This window comes from Janthinobacterium sp. OK676 (assembly GCF_900103595.1).
In the GTDB taxonomy this organism is placed as follows: domain Bacteria; phylum Pseudomonadota; class Gammaproteobacteria; order Burkholderiales; family Burkholderiaceae_D; genus Janthinobacterium.
In genome coordinates, this window is the sequence record NZ_FNHA01000011.1 from 209498 (window position 1) to 225063 (window position 15566).

The window sequence follows — 15566 nt, forward strand, 5'->3', positions numbered from 1 at the left end:
TCTTCTTATATGTCTCTGCCTGGCAGTATTGTTTTTTATCAGCATACTGCAAAGCCGGGCGGCACTGCCAGCAAAATGCATGCAATCGGGCGCGGGGCAGGGTGCAGCGAGCATCCGGCGGCGCGCAGCGTTGTATTTCATGCCGCTGGCGCCCTGTCTGCGGTGGCTGGCGCCGCATATTCGCGCACATGGTTGACTAGCATGATAGTATCCTAATTACAACTAATGTTGGATGCCGCACAATCTTGCGGCCAGGCATGCGCAAGGCTATCCCGGGCGCTCCATCTCTCTCTTGTGTTCATACCCGTCATGCGCGTACCTGATTTGTCTACCTTGCGGCGCGTCGCCGTGCCCCTCGCGTTTGGCGGCAACAGCGAGCAGCAGCATACCTATTTTGCCGAATTGCACCGGGTCGGCATGGTCACGCAAGTGCTGGGCATCATCGCCTTCAGCTTGACGTGGCTGCTGATGCCGCCTGCCTACCACCCGAACCTCACGCATGCCGTGCTGGCGCTGCTGGGCATGCTGATCAGCCTGGTGGTGCGCTACCGCTGCACCACATTGCCCGTGCTGACCGTCACGGGCGCCTGCGCCGTGCTGGCCCTGACTTTTGGCTTGCGCACCATGGCCGATGCCGTGCAGCACGCCAGTTTCTGGGTCTTGCCCGTGGGCGTCTTCATGACCCTGGCCATTGCCTCGATCTTCAATGGCGGCCTCAGCTACCTGGCCGTGGTGGCCGGCGTGTGGTGGAACGTGGGCCACGGCCTGTATCCGGTCAACGCGGGCTTGCCCGACCAGTCGTGGCCGCCGCTGATGATCGCCGTCAGCGTGCTGTTCGGGCTGGCGCTGAACGTCAGCTTCAGTTTATTACGCTTGCGTAATTATCACTCGAAGGTGGAATTGACGCGGCTGGCCTTCCAGGACAGCCTGACGGGCCTGAACAACCGCCGCATGTTCACGCAGCGCGCCCAGCAACTGCATGGCGCACCGCATGGCGGCGTGCTGCATTTCCTGATGATCGACATCGACAATTTCAAGATTATCAACGACCAGCAGGGCCACGATGCGGGCGACGCGGTGCTCGTGCGCACGGCCGCCGTCATCGCGGACAAGGCGCAGGGCCATCTGTGCGGCCGCCTGGGCGGCGAGGAATTCGGCATCGTCTACGCGGGCGGCCGCGACGACGCGCGCGCCTTTGCCGGCGCCCTGGTCGAAGCCGTCAGCCAGGCCTTCCATGCCGCCCAGTTCGTGTCGATCAGCGTGGGCGTGGCCGAGCTGGACCGGGGCAAGGACCTGGGCCACAGCTACCGGCTGGCCGACGAGGCCTTGTACCTGGCCAAGCGCCAGGGCAAGAACCGCTATGTGATCGCCTGAGCTGTTGTTGCAGTGCCAAAACTGCCGCTGTGCGGGGCAAAACGGTGGCAAAAGGGGGGTAAAACCCCAAGTTCCGGTCATAAGGCAGGGGTAAAACGGGTATAATGCGCGCAAAGGAAATTTGCCGTACGAAAGATATTGTCATACCTACCTTTAACCCGCAGCCACGCTGCATCAACCACCTTCCAATCATGTTGATACTGCCGGGTTCCAATGCCCTGTCCCATTTCCGTAGCCACCGTCTGTTAAGCCAACTGCAAGCCGTCTCGCCTGCGATTGTTGCCGTGCAAGCACGCTATGTCCATTTCATCGATGCCAGCGCGCCTCTCACCAACGACGACAGCACGCGCCTTGGCGCCTTGCTGACGTACGGCGAGCCGGCCCAGGCTGACAATACGGAAGGCGCTGCCGAAGAATTCTTCGTCATCCCCCGTTTCGGCACGATCTCGCCGTGGGCTTCGAAAGCCACCGACATCGCGCACAACTGCGGCATGGCGCACATCAAGCGCGTCGAACGCGGCATCGCTTTCCGCATCAACCTGAAATCGGGCATCCTGGGCAGCGCCATTGGCGCCGGCAAACTGACGGACGAACAGGTGCAAGCCGTGGCCGACCTGCTGCACGACCGCATGACGGAATCCGTGCTGCGCAGCGCCGACGACGCCAAGGACCTGTTCCGCACCCTGGAAGCGCGCCCGCTGGAATCGATCGATTTGCTGGGGCAGGGCAAGGCCGCGCTGGAAACGGCGAACACGGAACTGGGCCTGGCGATGTCGGAAGACGAAATCGACTACCTGGACGCCGCCTTCACCAAGGCTGGCCGCAACCCGACGGACGTGGAACTGATGATGTTCGCGCAGGCGAACAGCGAGCATTGCCGCCACAAGATCTTCAACGCCGACTGGACCATCGACGGCGTGGCACAGCCGAAGTCGCTGTTCGGCATGATCAAGAACACGCATGAACTGCAGCCGAAGGGCACCGTCGTCGCCTACAGCGACAATTCCTCGATCATGGAAGGCGCGACCGTGTCGCGCTTCTACCCGCGCGGTGCGAACCACGAATACGCGGCGTCGACGGAACTGACGCACACCCTGATGAAGGTGGAAACGCATAACCACCCGACGGCGATTTCTCCATTCCCCGGTGCCTCCACGGGTGCTGGCGGCGAGATCCGCGACGAAGGCGCGACGGGCCGCGGCGCCAAGCCAAAAGCTGGCCTGACCGGTTTCACCGTGTCGAACCTGTCCCTGCCGGATGCCGTGCGCAGCTGGGAAACGGCCGCTTCCGTGACGGCGCCGCTGGCGGGCCGCACGGATGCGGACCAATACGGCAATCAATATGGCAAACCCGAACGCATCGCCTCGCCGCTGCAAATCATGATCGAAGGCCCGTTGGGCGGCGCCGCGTTCTCGAACGAATTTGGCCGTCCGGTCCTGGGCGGCTACTTCCGCACGTATGAACAGAACGTCGGCGCGGACAAAGACGCCGTGTTCGGCTACCACAAGCCGATCATGATCGCTGGCGGCATCGGCAATATCTCGGCGCAGCACACGCACAAGAACGACATCCCCGTCGGCAGCCTGCTGGTGCAGCTCGGTGGCCCGGGCATGCGCATCGGCATGGGCGGCAGCGCCGCTTCGTCGATGACCACCGGCAGCAACACGGCCGACCTGGACTTCGATTCCGTCCAGCGCGGCAATCCGGAAATGGAACGCCGCGCCCAGGAAGTCATCAACGCCTGCTGGCAAATGGGCGCGGACAACCCGATCATCTCGATCCACGACGTGGGTGCGGGCGGCTTGTCGAACGCGTTCCCGGAAATCACCAACGACGCCAAGCGCGGCGCGATTTTCGACCTGCGCAAAGTGCCGCTGGAAGAATCGGGCATGGCGCCGAAGGAAATCTGGAGCAATGAATCGCAGGAACGCTACGTTCTGGCCATCGCGCCGGAAAGCCTGCCACTGTTCAAAGCCATGTGCGAACGCGAACGCTGTCTGTTCGCCGCCGTGGGCGTGGCCACCGAAGAGCGTCAACTGAAACTGATCGACCCGGAACTCGGTAACGAGCCGGTCGACATGCCGATGGACGTCTTGCTGGGCAAGCCGCCGAAGATGCAGCGCGACGTGGTCCACGTGGCCAACGATTTCCCTGCCATTGATCTCACCGGCATGGACTTGAAGGACGTGGCGCAAAAAGTGCTGCTGCTGCCGACCGTGGCCGACAAATCGTTCCTGATCACCATCGGCGACCGCAGCGTGGGCGGCATGACCGTGCGCGACCAGATGGTGGGACCATGGCAAGTGCCGGTGGCCGATTGCGCCGTCACCACCATGAGCTTCGAAGGCTACCTGGGCGAAGCGATGGCCATGGGCGAACGCACGCCGCTGGCCGTCATCGACGCCGCCGCCTCGGGCCGCATGGCCGTGGGCGAAGCCGTCACCAACATCGCCGCCGCAGCCATCAGCGATATCTCCGACATCAAATTGTCCGCCAACTGGATGGCCGCCTGCGGCCAGCCTGGCCAGGATGCGGCCCTGTACGACACGGTGAAAGCCGTGGGCATGGAACTGTGCCCGGCGCTGGGCATCAGTATCCCGGTCGGCAAGGATTCGCTGTCGATGCGCACGACGTGGAAAGACGAGAGCACGGGCGCGGCGAAATCCGTCACGTCGCCAGTGTCGCTGATCGTGTCCTCGTTCGCGCCAGTTCTGGATGTGCGCAAGTCGCTCACGCCGCAGCTGAAAACGGACAAGGGCGACACATCCCTGATCCTGATCGATCTGGGTCGCGGCAAGAACCGCCTCGGTGCATCCGCCTTGGCGCAAGTCATGGGCCAGCTGGGCAATGCCACGCCGGACGTGGACAGCGCGGAAGACCTGAAAGGCTTCTTCGCCGCCATCCAGAAATTGAACAGCGACGACAAGCTGCTGGCCTACCATGACCGTTCGGACGGCGGCTTGTACGCCACCCTGACGGAAATGGCCTTCGCCGGCCACACGGGCATGTCCGTCAACCTCGACATGCTGACCATGGAAGGCGAGCATTCGAGCGACTGGGGCGACGCCAAGAACTGGGCCGGCCAGGTAGCGGAACGCCGCAACGAACTGACCCTGCGCGCCTTGTTCAGCGAAGAACTGGGCGCCGTCATCCAGGTGCGCGCGGAAGAAAAGTCGCTCGTCATGGACGTGCTGCGCACCTTCAACCTGGGCGCCTGCAGCCATATCATCGGCAAATTGAACGACCGTGACGTGATCGAATTCACGCGCGACGCCAAGCTGATTTACACCCAGCCGCGCGCCGAACTGCACCGCCTGTGGAGTGAAACGAGCTGGCGCATCGCCCGCCTGCGCGACAATCCAGCGTGCGCGGACGCTGAATACGACCGCCTGCTGGACGTGCAAGATCCGGGCATGTCGCCTATCGTCACCTTCGACCAGAACGAAAACATCGCCGCGCCATTCATCGCCACCGGCGTGCGACCGCGTGTCGCCATCCTGCGCGAGCAGGGCGTCAACTCGCATATCGAGACGGCGTATGTCATGCACCAGGCAGGTTTTACCGCTGTCGACGTGCACATGAGCGACCTGATTGCGGGCCGCGTGAAACTGGACGACTTCCAGGGCGTCATCGCCGTGGGCGGCTTCTCGTACGGCGACGTGCTGGGCGCGGGCGAAGGCTGGGCGAAAACGATCCTGTTCAACGCCAGCCTGGCGGAACAGTTCGCGCGCTTCTTCAACCGCACGGACAGCTTCGGCCTCGGCATCTGCAACGGCTGCCAGATGATGAGCAATTTGAAATCCATCATCCCCGGCGCCCACGCCTGGCCTAAATTCACGCGCAACAAGTCGGAGAAGTTCGAAGGCCGCTTTGCCATGGTCGAAGTGATGGATTCCCCATCGATCTTCTTCAACGGCATGGCCGGCACGCAAGCCGGCATCGCCATCGCCCACGGCGAAGGCTACGCCGACTTCTCGCAAACGGGAGATATCACCCAAGTCACCAAAGCCATGCGCTTCGTCGACAACAAGGGCGCCGCCACGGAAGCGTACCCGTACAACCCGAACGGCTCGCCGGAAGGCATCACCTCCGTGACCACGCCAGACGGCCGCTTCACGGTGCTGATGCCGCACGCGGAGCGCGTGTTCCGCAGCGTGCAGCAGTCGTATCACCCTGAAGCGTGGGGCGAGGATTCGCCTTGGATGCGCATGTTCAGGAATGCGCGGAAGTTTGTGGGGTAATCTATTTTCGGTGCAGCGCCTTGGTTCAGGGCGCTGCTGCTGGGGTAGGAATGAGAAAGCCGCTGTCGGGAGATAGCGGCTTTTTTATTGTAGGAGGGCGGACGTAACTCTCTTAAATTTCGACATTTGTCGCAAGCCAATTGTCGAATGCATCTTTTGCTACACTGGTTAGTATGTTGTTAAATTTTTCTTTGTCGCCAATATATAAGCAGTGCCTGATCAAAGTATAAGGATTTAGCTTGTCATCCTTATTCTTTCCTTCAAAGTAAATTTGATATCTTTTTGTTTTTGCAATGTTGTCACGCAAAAGAACATTTAGTCTTCGCCTTGTAATATGGTTGTCTGCTTCAATAATTTCCTGTGTGAATCCGTCTACTTTGTGCGCTTCAAATTCAAAATCCTTGAAGAAGTGCTGTGCTATTTTTTGAAAGCTAAATGCATTAAGAAGTCTTGACTGATTCAGCTCATTACTTGCTCCTGAAGTTACCTCGGGCTGACCATCTTTTACTATTTCTTCAATTATACTTTCTTTTCTGATCTCTTCAATGGTGGCTTCTCTTATCTCTCGGAACTCTCGATCAGCCAATTCAAATAATGCAGCTAATGTGTTAATCCTACGTTTTAGGCCATTTGGGATTGATTTTTTATATTTTATTTTATGATCTAAGACACTCCAAGAGTCTTGGATAATTGTCCTAATTTGAACTTCGAATCTGTAAGATTTGTATATTTCATACTCAGGCAATGCGATTCTTTGTTCGTTTAGTTTTAGGTCTAAATGCAATCCTTTGTAACCAAATAGTGCCTCAGTGCTTTCTAGTTGACTAATTTTATTGGTAACATCTATTATGTCAAAGTGGTTTGATAGGCATGAATTTATTGTTTCTATGTCGTCTTCATAAAGGCATATTATTCTAAGCCCGATTAAGTCGGTAATTTTCTCTTGAATTGAATAGGGTGTGTTTTCAGCTTCAAGATCTGTTCTATATTTCAGATTGAATTTTTTTATGCACTCTTCTTTTTCCTTAACTCTCCCCTCAATTTTTGAAATTGAGTTACTTCCTGATGCACTCAATAGGGCCGTAATTAATGTTATAAATGAGTTTTTTGCATTTTCCAAGAGTTTAGTATTGGAGTCATGAAATTCCCGAAATAACTTTTTTTCGGTATCAAAGTCTAATGATGGCATTTAGTTCCTCTTACGGATTTTTTATCATATACTTTTGGTTTGCGCTGGTTACAGCGCCTTCGCCACCCCCACAATCACCACCGCCGACGGCACCAGCAAAAACTGCGCAATCAGCGTCCCCGCCAATCTGCTCCCCACCAGCCATACCACCGCCCGTCTAAATTGCGATTCTTCGATCTTGCCCTCGATGACGTCATCCGTCATGCCCGACATGTGCGGATCGATGAAGACGGCCATCATGATCGTGGCGCCGCCGTTGATGATCGATGAAAGCGTGCTGGAGGTCACGCGCACGCTGGGGTCCAGCACGCCCGCGTACAGGGCGGCGAAGACGCCTACTGTCCACAGCGCCGTGGCGATGACGTTCATGGCCGTCATGGAGGCAGAGACGCCGGTTTCCTGGCGCAGGCCCGTGACGTTGGCCGGTTTGGGCAGGCTGGCGGAGGTCTTGAGGTAGGACAGGCCACCCTTGAAGACGGCATGCAACAGCAGCTTCGGTACCGATCTGTGTACCTGGAAGTGTTCGACGGCGCGGCAAAAGACGCGCTGGAAGGTGGGGATCAATATCGCGCCCAGTATCGTAGCCAGGCTGGCGGACAGCAGCAGCCAGCGAAAGTCGAGCAGCAGCGCGTCGGCGGAGCCATGCTGGGCGATGCCCGTCTCCACGCGTTTCGCGAGAAACGGTCCCAGGAAGGAATTCGAGGTGCGCGAAAGCAGCAAGAGAATGCTGAACAGGGCCAGCGATACGGCGATGCGCCGCGTGCGGATGCCGGCAATGCGCACGGAATAGGCGAGGGTACCGATAATGTGGATGATAAATGTCAGTGCGCAAATCAGCAGCAATTGCTTGTCCATCACGACCTTGCAGTATGGAAAATGTAATTCCATCCTGCCATGGAATTATTTATTTTTCAACTGCAAATAAGATAATTTTATGTGATTGGGGTTTTGTGGTGGTTTGTGTGGGTTTGTGTGTAGTTGACTGAATTTCACCCCAAGGCAGAAACTGGGGTCAGACCCTTAGGGTCTGACCCCGGCCTTTGCCTGTGGGTGAGATAAATGCCGCCAGTGAGCGTCTGACTGGTTTCCTTGCTTGTATTTCAAGCTCGCACCCTCAACTATCCTGGGTAGCGGCAAGATTTGCGCTCGACATGAATCAACCAACCCGGAGGTACACCATGAGTTTCGATTCCTTTCTGTCCAAACTGAAGACCAAGGCCAGCGAACTGAAAACCGAAGCACTGAAGTACAAGAACAAGGATTTCCTGAACGCCGCGATGGCGGGCTCGGCCCTGATCGCCATGGCCGACGGCAGCGTCAGTGCGGAAGAAAAGCAGAAGATGGTCAAATTCATTGAAAGCAATGACGCGCTGTCGGTGTTTACCACCACGGACGTGATCAAGGCGTTCCAGGAATATGTCGGCCAGTTGGAGTTCGACAAGGATATCGGCGAAGCCAAGGCGTATCAGGCGCTGGGCAAGATGAAGTCGAATGTGGAGGCGTCGCGCCTGCTGGTGCGCATGATCATCGCCGTCGCTTCGTCGGACGGCAATTTCGACGCCAACGAGCAACGCGTGGCCAGCAAGATTGCGCGCGAACTGGGCTTGAATCCAGGCGAGTTCGAGCTGCAGTAACTTTCAAGCCAGCCGGCTCCGGCTTAACTCTTGTCCCACCACGGCGGCGTGCCCGACGACCAGGGGCACGCCATTTGCACTTCGCTGATCCTGTAGCGGATCTCGATCACCTGGCCTGGGCTGAAGGGACCGCGTTTCCAGTCGCCGGAATCAAAGACGTAGCCTTTGCCCTTGATGCAAAGACTGGTCGGATTGTTGCCGATGGGGCCGGTCGAGTGCAGGGTGACGCGCACTTCGCCGTTGGCGTCCAGCGGGGCGTCGCCGCCCATGAAAAGTGGATCCGAGCCGATGTCGCAGACAGTGGTGCTGCCTATCTTGCTGCAGTGCTTGATATACGTTTGCTGGCGCGCATTGGCCAGGTAATCGTCATGCCGCATCGGCTTGCCGTCGTCATAGGTAAAGCGCAGGATGACTTGCGTGGGCTCGCTGGCCGGATGGCGTGTGGTGCTCGTGCACGCGGCGCTGACGAGGGCCATCAAGGGCCAGGCCAGCAGGCGCAGGCCGCCGCGCAGCACGGTGAAGATCGGATTACTGCGAGGTGTCTGCATTGCGCTCCATGGGCCGTTGCCGTTCGTTTCAGGAATTTGGCGGCGATGATAGCACGCGATGGCAGCGCCTGGCCTGCCGCGCCTGTGCGCCGCTTCAACGCGACGCCAGGCCGATGTTTTGTATGTGGGAGGGCACGATGCCGCCACTCGACACCTTCTGCGACGGCACCACCATCACCAGTTCGCCATCCACGCTGCCGTCATCATTGTGGTCGATGCGCACTTTCAGCTGGCGGTCCAGCGCGACGAAGGCGTTGCGGTCGGTGGCGATGATACGGTGCTCTTCCTGCTTGCCGATACGCGCATACATGACGGCGCCGGCGAGGCGCAGTTCCATGGTGTCGCCATTCGACAGATCATAGGTGCCGACGAACTTCTTGCAATCCTGGCGCATCATGTAGCGCGGATGTTCGGGCACGTCGATGCGCAGCGAGTTGCCCGGCACCGTGACGGTGTGTTCGGGCGGCAGGGCCTGCGCAGTGGCTGCGGGGCTGGCGGCGGCAAGGCACAGCAGTGTGCCCAGGATGATGGTTTTCATGGTGTCGTCCTCGTTGATTGATGGCCTCTGGCGCATGGTGCCGGCAGGCATGGGGCAGCAACCAGTCTAGGCGCGGCTTTGGCGCTGCGCATCGTCCATTCGGTGGAGAACTGCAGAGTATGCGGCGCCGGTACTGCGCGGCGCAATGTTACCGGGCACCGTGATTCATTTCCTGCAGCACCTTCTTGCACAGCAGGCCATAGTCCACGCCCGTGCCGCGCTTGCGTGCGGCCGGCTCGTAGCGGGCGCTGATGTCGTCCCACGCCACGCTGCCAGGCAGGGGGCGCAGCGCGTCGTCAAGGTCCATCTCGAAGTGGATGAAGTGGCCGTCGGCGCTCAGCAGCTTGCCGTACACGGCGGGCATGCCGGGGTAGGCCAGACGCAGGTCGAGCATGATGGAGGTGCCCAGCGCCACGCCGTGGCTGGCCGCGTACTGGCGCAAGGCCTCGGGCAAGGGACGCGCACGCCACCAGGCCGCCTTCTGTCTGATGGCTGCCTGGGTCAGCGTGTTTTGCTGCTGGACAGAATAGTGTCTGCTCATGGCGGCCACCCATGCGGAGTGCAGAATGCGGCACGCGGCTTGTTGCATCAACGTAAGGCCAGGCCCATGCTTTGCACGTGGGCAGGCACGATGTCGCCGCTGGCCAGTTTTTCGGCCGGCATCTGCATCAGCACTTCGCCGCCCACGCTGCCATCGTTGCGCAAGTCGATGCGCACGGCCAGTTGCCGGTCCAGCGCCACGAAGCTGTGGCTGCCGCTGGCGACGATGCGGTGTTCTTCCTGATCGTCGATACGCGCATACATGATGGCGCCGATGCTGCCGATATTGCGCAGGTGGAGTACTTGCCCGTTCGACAGCTCATAGCCGCCGCGGAACGGGGCAAACGTTTCCGCATTCATAAAATGTCTTTGGGGCGGCAGTTCGATCGTCTGCAGGCGTCCGCCTGGAATGACGACGGTCTGGCTGTCGGGGAGCGATTGCGCATTTGCCAGCAGGGCGCAAACGCCCAGGGTGCCGGCCAGTATCCATGTTTTCATTTTTTTACCCGTCCTTGAACTGTGGTGCCGTCCGCTGCCGGCGCGGCGATATTGTTGTCGATACCAGGGAAGCCGAACCGGCTGTCAGCACGCGCTGTGGTGACACTGGCGAGGTGCGGGCGACCGGTCTTGCCAGTGTAGGCAGGCAAGTTGTCCTGCACATCATCCGATCGGATGACGCGGCCTCATGCGTCGAGTACGGCCAGGTGCGCCGTCGCGCCGTGGATCAGCGCGATCAGCTCGCCCTGGCGCCGCGTGTCCGTTTTCAGATAGGTATGGTGCAGATGCGTCTTGACGGTGTTGACGCTGATGCCGCCGCGCGCGGCGATTTCCTCGATGGTGGCACCTTGCGCCAGTTCCTTGCCCACCAGCGCTTCGGCTTGCGTCAAATCGAACAGCTGGCGCAAGGCAGTGGCGGACGTGCTCGCTTGTGCGGGGTCGCGCGCGATCAGCAACGCGCATGGCGGCTGGCAGGCGGCGAGCAGGGTGACGGTCACTGCCAGCGGGGTTTGCTGCTTGCGCGCCAGGCGCAGCGACTGGCATTGCGGTGGACCACCGGCGCCGGCGATGACGATGCGCACGGCGCGCACGAGGGCGGGCGGCGCAGCGTTTGCCAGTTGCGCCGCGTGCAGGGCGTGGCCGGCGGGCGTGGCGAAGCGCAGCCCGAGGCTCGCGTCGAGCACCAGCACGGCGGCGCCCATGGCGTCGAGCGCCGCCAGGGCGCAGCGGCTGGCCAGTTGCGCTTCGCGCAGGCGCTGCTGCAGGCACAGGGCGCGCTGCAGATGCGGCAAGAGTTCCTGCCATTGCTGGCTGTTCAGTGCCGCGCTGTCGAGTTGCGGCCAGTCGTCCGTGCCGCAAGCCGTTTCGTACAGGGCGGCAATCAATGCGCCCACGTCCTCGGTGACTGTCGCTGTACCCATGCTTGCCCCCATAGCCTGATGACATCAGTGTGCCGCAGGCGTGCAGGTGCGGAACTGGGTAAGGGCGGTGTTGCAGTACGATCCGCCGCACCTTTGTGGGGAAGGGCTGGTCGTTGCCATCTGGCCTGGGCAACTATCAAGATAGTACAAAGACATCTATGCTGCAATGGTTTGCAAAAATATGCGTGGATAGTGTTCTGTAGGAAACTCGCGCGGGCAAAATACGTCGATGATGTAAGATTCGCACTATGACCGATTTCACATTTACCGATTGCCCATGAGTTCAATAATGATTCCCGACGTCGCCCTCGTCGACAACACCGAACAACGCACGCCATTGGTGCTCGTGCTGGACTGCTCCGGCAGCATGGATGGCGAGCCCGTCTCGCTGCTTAACGAAGGCCTGGCCTTGCTGGAACAGGAACTCAAGTCCGACGTGATCGCCGCCAAGCGCGTGCGCATCCTCGTGATTCAATACGGCGCCCACGATGAAGCCGTGGTGGCCAGCAACTGGTGCGATGCCATGGATTTCACGGCACCCCTCTTGGCCGCGAACGGCACCACGCCGACCGGTGCGGCCGTCGAACTGGCGCTGGCCGAAATCGAGCAGGAAAAGCAGCGCTTCCGCCAGGCGGGCGTGGCGTACACGCGGCCATGGCTGTTTTTGATGTCGGACGGCGAGCCGACGGACCGCTGGCAGCACGGCGCCGAGCAGGCGCGGGCGGCGGAACAATCGAACAAGGTGGCGATCTTCCCCATCGCCGTGGGCGACAACGCGAATATCGGTTCCCTGGGGCAGTTTTCCAGCCGTGGCGAACGGGGCGTGAAGCAGCTGAAAGGCTTGCAGTTCCGCGAACTGTTCCTGTGGCTGAGCGCCAGCATGCAGGTGGTGTCGCAATCGCGTCCCGGTGCGCAGGCCCAGCTGGCCTCGACGGACGGCTGGTCTGTCGTGAGCACCTGATCGATGGCAGCAGTGCAAGCAACACAGGATGCCTGGCGCGTGTTCGGCGCGTCCGTCACGGGCAAGGCGCACCTGGATAAAGACATCCCTTGCCAGGATGCGCACGCGCATGCCGTCGTGGGCGGCATCCTGGTGGCCATCGTTTGCGATGGCGCCGGTTCGGCCAGGCTCAGCGAGCAGGGCGCGCAGTTTGTGGCAAGGCGGACCGTGCAGGCGCTGGCCGGACGGCTGGAGCAGGGCGCCACCGTGCAGGATTTGCTCGACGGCGCGCTGGCCGGCACCCTGGCGCAGATACGCGCCGCGCTGGACGACATCGCCCGTGCCGCCAATGCCACCCTCGACGATTACGCTGCCACAGTCGTTGGCGTGGTCATGGGAGCGGAGGCCGGCTTCTTCTTCCACCTGGGCGATGGCCTGGGCGTGGCGCAGCTGATTGATGGCGACGAACTCATCTCGCTGCCCGCCAACGGCGAATACGCGAACGAAACCTATTTTATCAGCGGCGAGCGCTGGCGCGAACAGTTGCGCTTGTTGCCGATACCCCGGTCCGTGCGCGGCGTCGTGCTGATGTCGGACGGCTGCATGCCCTTTGCCATGGGCAAGAACAATGCGGCCTTGTACGCGCCGTTCATGGATGCCGTGCAAGGCTATCTGCGCACGGTCGACAGCGTCGAGCTGGGCAATGAAGCGCTGGCGTCCACCCTGGCCGACCCGCGCACGCACCAGATCACGGGCGACGACAAGACCCTGCTGCTGGCCTTGCGCGCATGAGCCGGAAGCAGGGTGTGACACCGGGCCTGAGTCCGGGTGGGAAAATCTGGCTCGATAAAGTCCGTAGCCTGGTCTTGGGCAAACTCGTCAAGAGCGGCGGTGCGGGCAGCGTGTATCTGCTGCCGGGCGCGCCCGCGCAGGTGGCCAAGCTGTACCACCCGCACCTGGACCGGGCCGCCAATCGGCGCAAGCTCGAGGCGATGCTGGAACTGTCGCCCGAGCTGCCCGACCAGGTGGAAAACGGCAAGCGCTACGTGCAGATCGCCTGGCCGCAAGCGGCCGTGTTCGATGGCCAGGGTGGCTTTGCCGGCTTCGTCATGCCCTTGCTGGACATGGCGCAGACGGCCGAGCTGGAACAGATCATGCAGGAGCGGCAAGCGCGCGCGGCCGGCTTGCCCACGGGACTCGGACCCAAGCTGACCCTGGCCGCCAACCTGGCCGCCGTCATCGATGCGCTGCACCAGCAGCAGCATTACGTGATCGACCTGAAACCGGTGAACCTGCGCTTTTACCGCGATTCGCTGTACATCGCCATGCTCGATTGCGACGGTTTCAGCATCCAGGGCCATGCCGAGCGTTTTCCTGCCGAGCAATTCACGGCCGATTACCTGGCGCCGGAATTCCAGCGCAAGGGCATGCCGGCGGGCACGGAAATGGCGCAGGACCGCTTCGCGCTGGCCGTCGTCATCTTCCAGATGCTCAACTTTGGCATCCACCCGTACAGCGGGCGGCCCGGCAATGCGCAAGTGGCGACCGACATTCCCGGGCGCATCCGCGACGGCTGCTATGCGTATGGCGTCAAACGCCACAAGCAGCTGGCGCCGAACGCGACGAGCGGCCATGCCTTGATGCCGCCCGAACTGCGCGCCATGTTCGACCGCGCGTTTTCCCCGTCCCCCAAACCCCAGCGGCCCTCGGCGGCCGACTGGGCGCAATTGCTGCGCGGCTATGCGCAGCGCAGCGGCGGCAAGCTCGTCGTGTGTGCCGCGAATGCCGAACACCAGCATTTTGCGGGCTTCGGCTGCGCCGCCTGCGCGCGCGACAAGGTCATCGCCGCAGCCGGGCAGGCGTCCGTGCTTGCCCAGCAGCAGATACTGGCGCAGTCCCAGCCTCGGCAGCGCAGCACGCGCGGCGCACACCATACGGCGCCGGGGCAAGCGCCCGTGCGGCTACCTGCGGGCGCTGGGCAAGCCAATGCGGTCGGCATTTCCGGCAAGGGCTGGGCCGTGGTGGTGCTGCTGATCGTGCTGTTCCTGATCGGCTTTACGGCCTGGACCTCGTCGTCCGATGAAGTGACGGACAAGGCCGCCCTGCAGGCGCAAGCGGACCAGGCGGCTGGACTGGAAGTATTTCGCTGGCGCTCGCGCAAGGCGGCCGGTTTCCAGCCGTCCGATGCGCGCAAGGCCGTGCGCAGCCTGTCGCAAGCGATCAGCAAGGGCGACGATGACGCCGTCACGCGTGGCTTGCAGCTGTTGTACCGTTCCGGCCAGGAAAAGTCCCCTGGTTACGGCGGCGACAGCACGCAGGTGCGGCTGCGCGCCTCGTTGCTGGAGGGCCTGGGCTGGGTGCCCGGCTATGAGCCGGCGCTGGTCGCTACCTATCTTGACTTGCTGCAAGCGAACCCGCGCGACCATCTGGTGGCGGCGGCCATGGGCCGCATGCACCTGAGCCTGAACGAACCGCAGGCGGCGCGCCAGTACTTCGAGCAAGCCGTGTGGGCGCATCCGACGGATGGCACGTCCTGGCTGGGCATGGCCGCTGCCGCGCAGCTGCGCGGCGGCGACGAGCGCGATGCCGTCAATCTGGTGGCGCTGGCGCATCTGACGGCTTACCGCTATGCCGTGGAGCATGCCTTGCCGGCCGAGCCGGGTCAGCCGGCCGACAATGGCGTCGCGCGCATGGCGCAGCGGATGGACCTGGCCGCCAAGGTGCTGCGCCTGGCGCAGCCGGGCGCTTACCAGAAACGCTGGGACAAGGTACTGGCCGATGGCGCCTTGCTGGCAGTCAAACTCAAGGCCATGCCGCCCTTGCGGGACCAGGTCGCCAGTGTGCAGCGCGAAACAATGACGACGGTTGCGTATGGCGTGCTGGACGAAAAGCGCGCAGCGGGTGAAAACCGCTTGACCTTGACCATTACCGCCGACGGCACCCTGAGCCATGCGGCGGCCGAGTTGCCGATGGAACCGATGCTCAACAAGGTGCTGCTCGATAGCGTCAAGCGCTGGACCTACTTGCCGGCCGTGCAGCACGGTCAATTGCTGGAAGCCAAGGTGGTGGTGCTCGTGCGTTACCGCGATGGCCGGGTCAGCTTCGTGCCGGGCGGCGTGGCCGTTACGGCGGAAAATTAGAGGA

13 protein-coding genes are annotated in these 15566 nt (G+C 61.3%); 6 read left to right on the top strand and 7 right to left on the bottom strand.

What is annotated here, in order from left to right:
* The first annotated feature begins 309 nt into the window (after window positions 1-309).
* Window positions 310-1374 carry a GGDEF domain-containing protein gene (locus BLU39_RS21100; RefSeq protein WP_157808727.1) on the top strand — a complete coding sequence of 355 codons (1065 nt, stop codon included), beginning with the start codon at window positions 310-312 and terminating at the stop codon, window positions 1372-1374.
* A gap of 191 nt (window positions 1375-1565) precedes the next feature.
* Window positions 1566-5615 (top strand): phosphoribosylformylglycinamidine synthase, encoded by a 4050-nt coding sequence (gene purL, locus BLU39_RS21105; protein WP_092716528.1) that lies wholly within the window; start codon window positions 1566-1568, stop codon window positions 5613-5615.
* Window positions 5616-5727: 112 nt separating this feature from the next.
* Here purL and BLU39_RS21110 read toward each other — a convergent pair whose 3' ends face one another.
* Together BLU39_RS21110 and BLU39_RS21115 are read right to left on the bottom strand one after the other, a co-directional pair.
* Window positions 5728-6804 carry a GTP pyrophosphokinase gene (locus BLU39_RS21110; protein ID WP_092716530.1) on the bottom strand — a complete coding sequence of 359 codons (1077 nt, stop codon included), beginning with the start codon at window positions 6802-6804 and terminating at the stop codon, window positions 5728-5730.
* Window positions 6805-6852: 48 nt separating this feature from the next.
* On the bottom strand, window positions 6853-7659 hold the full coding sequence (locus BLU39_RS21115) for a lipid II flippase Amj family protein (protein ID WP_092716673.1): 807 nt from the start codon (window positions 7657-7659) through the stop codon (window positions 6853-6855).
* Window positions 7660-7982: 323 nt separating this feature from the next.
* On the opposite strand from BLU39_RS21115, the gene BLU39_RS21120 reads away from it, so the two are divergent.
* Complete coding sequence (locus BLU39_RS21120; protein ID WP_092716532.1) at window positions 7983-8438, top strand: tellurite resistance TerB family protein; 456 nt, start codon at window positions 7983-7985, stop codon at window positions 8436-8438.
* Window positions 8439-8461: 23 nt separating this feature from the next.
* Here the strand turns inward: BLU39_RS21120 and BLU39_RS21125 are convergent, their stop codons facing one another.
* From BLU39_RS21125 to BLU39_RS21145, 5 genes are all read right to left on the bottom strand, one after another.
* Window positions 8462-8986 carry a hypothetical protein gene (locus BLU39_RS21125; RefSeq protein ID WP_092716535.1) on the bottom strand — a complete coding sequence of 175 codons (525 nt, stop codon included), beginning with the start codon at window positions 8984-8986 and terminating at the stop codon, window positions 8462-8464.
* A 94-nt stretch (window positions 8987-9080) separates the two neighbouring features.
* On the bottom strand, window positions 9081-9524 hold the full coding sequence (locus BLU39_RS21130) for a hypothetical protein (protein ID WP_092716536.1): 444 nt from the start codon (window positions 9522-9524) through the stop codon (window positions 9081-9083).
* A gap of 148 nt (window positions 9525-9672) precedes the next feature.
* A complete protein-coding gene (locus tag BLU39_RS21135) occupies window positions 9673-10065 on the bottom strand; it encodes a hypothetical protein (RefSeq protein ID WP_139178420.1) in 393 nt (130 codons plus the stop codon).
* Between the two features lie 47 nt (window positions 10066-10112).
* Window positions 10113-10562, bottom strand: a complete 450-nt coding sequence (locus BLU39_RS21140; protein WP_092716540.1) for a hypothetical protein — start codon at window positions 10560-10562, stop codon at window positions 10113-10115.
* A gap of 185 nt (window positions 10563-10747) precedes the next feature.
* Window positions 10748-11482: a helix-turn-helix transcriptional regulator gene (locus BLU39_RS21145; protein WP_139178422.1), complete on the bottom strand. Its 735-nt coding sequence runs from the start codon at window positions 11480-11482 to the stop codon at window positions 10748-10750.
* Window positions 11483-11759: 277 nt separating this feature from the next.
* Here BLU39_RS21145 and BLU39_RS21150 point away from each other — a divergent pair, with 277 nt between their 5' ends.
* The 3 genes from BLU39_RS21150 to BLU39_RS21160 are packed head-to-tail and all read left to right on the top strand — an operon-like array spanning window position 11760 to window position 15562.
* Window positions 11760-12443 (top strand): vWA domain-containing protein, encoded by a 684-nt coding sequence (locus BLU39_RS21150; protein WP_092716544.1) that lies wholly within the window; start codon window positions 11760-11762, stop codon window positions 12441-12443.
* Window positions 12444-12446: 3 nt separating this feature from the next.
* The gene (locus tag BLU39_RS21155) at window positions 12447-13214 is read left to right on the top strand and encodes a PP2C family serine/threonine-protein phosphatase (RefSeq protein WP_092716546.1); all 768 of its coding nucleotides are present in this window, start codon (window positions 12447-12449) and stop codon (window positions 13212-13214) included.
* Window positions 13211-15562, top strand: a complete 2352-nt coding sequence (locus BLU39_RS21160; RefSeq protein ID WP_139178424.1) for a hypothetical protein — start codon at window positions 13211-13213, stop codon at window positions 15560-15562. The genes BLU39_RS21155 and BLU39_RS21160 overlap by 4 nt, the downstream gene beginning before the upstream one ends.
* The last annotated feature ends 4 nt before the right edge of the window (window positions 15563-15566 follow it).

Excerpts from the sequence above, each read along its gene's own strand:
- BLU39_RS21155 (WP_092716546.1), top strand. The coding sequence starts at position 12,447 with ATGGCAGCAGTGCAAGCAACACAGGATGCCTGGCGCGTGTTCGGCGCG.
- purL (WP_092716528.1), top strand. The coding sequence starts at position 1,566 with ATGTTGATACTGCCGGGTTCCAATGCCCTGTCCCATTTCCGTAGCCAC.
- BLU39_RS21130 (WP_092716536.1), bottom strand. The coding sequence starts at position 9,524 with ATGAAAACCATCATCCTGGGCACACTGCTGTGCCTTGCCGCCGCCAGC.
- BLU39_RS21135 (WP_139178420.1), bottom strand. The coding sequence starts at position 10,065 with ATGAGCAGACACTATTCTGTCCAGCAGCAAAACACGCTGACCCAGGCA.
- BLU39_RS21145 (WP_139178422.1), bottom strand. The coding sequence starts at position 11,482 with ATGGGTACAGCGACAGTCACCGAGGACGTGGGCGCATTGATTGCCGCC.
- BLU39_RS21125 (WP_092716535.1), bottom strand. The coding sequence starts at position 8,986 with ATGCAGACACCTCGCAGTAATCCGATCTTCACCGTGCTGCGCGGCGGC.
- BLU39_RS21115 (WP_092716673.1), bottom strand. The coding sequence starts at position 7,659 with ATGGACAAGCAATTGCTGCTGATTTGCGCACTGACATTTATCATCCAC.
- BLU39_RS21140 (WP_092716540.1), bottom strand. The coding sequence starts at position 10,562 with ATGAAAACATGGATACTGGCCGGCACCCTGGGCGTTTGCGCCCTGCTG.
- BLU39_RS21160 (WP_139178424.1), top strand. The coding sequence starts at position 13,211 with ATGAGCCGGAAGCAGGGTGTGACACCGGGCCTGAGTCCGGGTGGGAAA.
- BLU39_RS21120 (WP_092716532.1), top strand. The coding sequence starts at position 7,983 with ATGAGTTTCGATTCCTTTCTGTCCAAACTGAAGACCAAGGCCAGCGAA.
- BLU39_RS21100 (WP_157808727.1), top strand. The coding sequence starts at position 310 with ATGCGCGTACCTGATTTGTCTACCTTGCGGCGCGTCGCCGTGCCCCTC.
- BLU39_RS21110 (WP_092716530.1), bottom strand. The coding sequence starts at position 6,804 with ATGCCATCATTAGACTTTGATACCGAAAAAAAGTTATTTCGGGAATTT.
- BLU39_RS21150 (WP_092716544.1), top strand. The coding sequence starts at position 11,760 with ATGAGTTCAATAATGATTCCCGACGTCGCCCTCGTCGACAACACCGAA.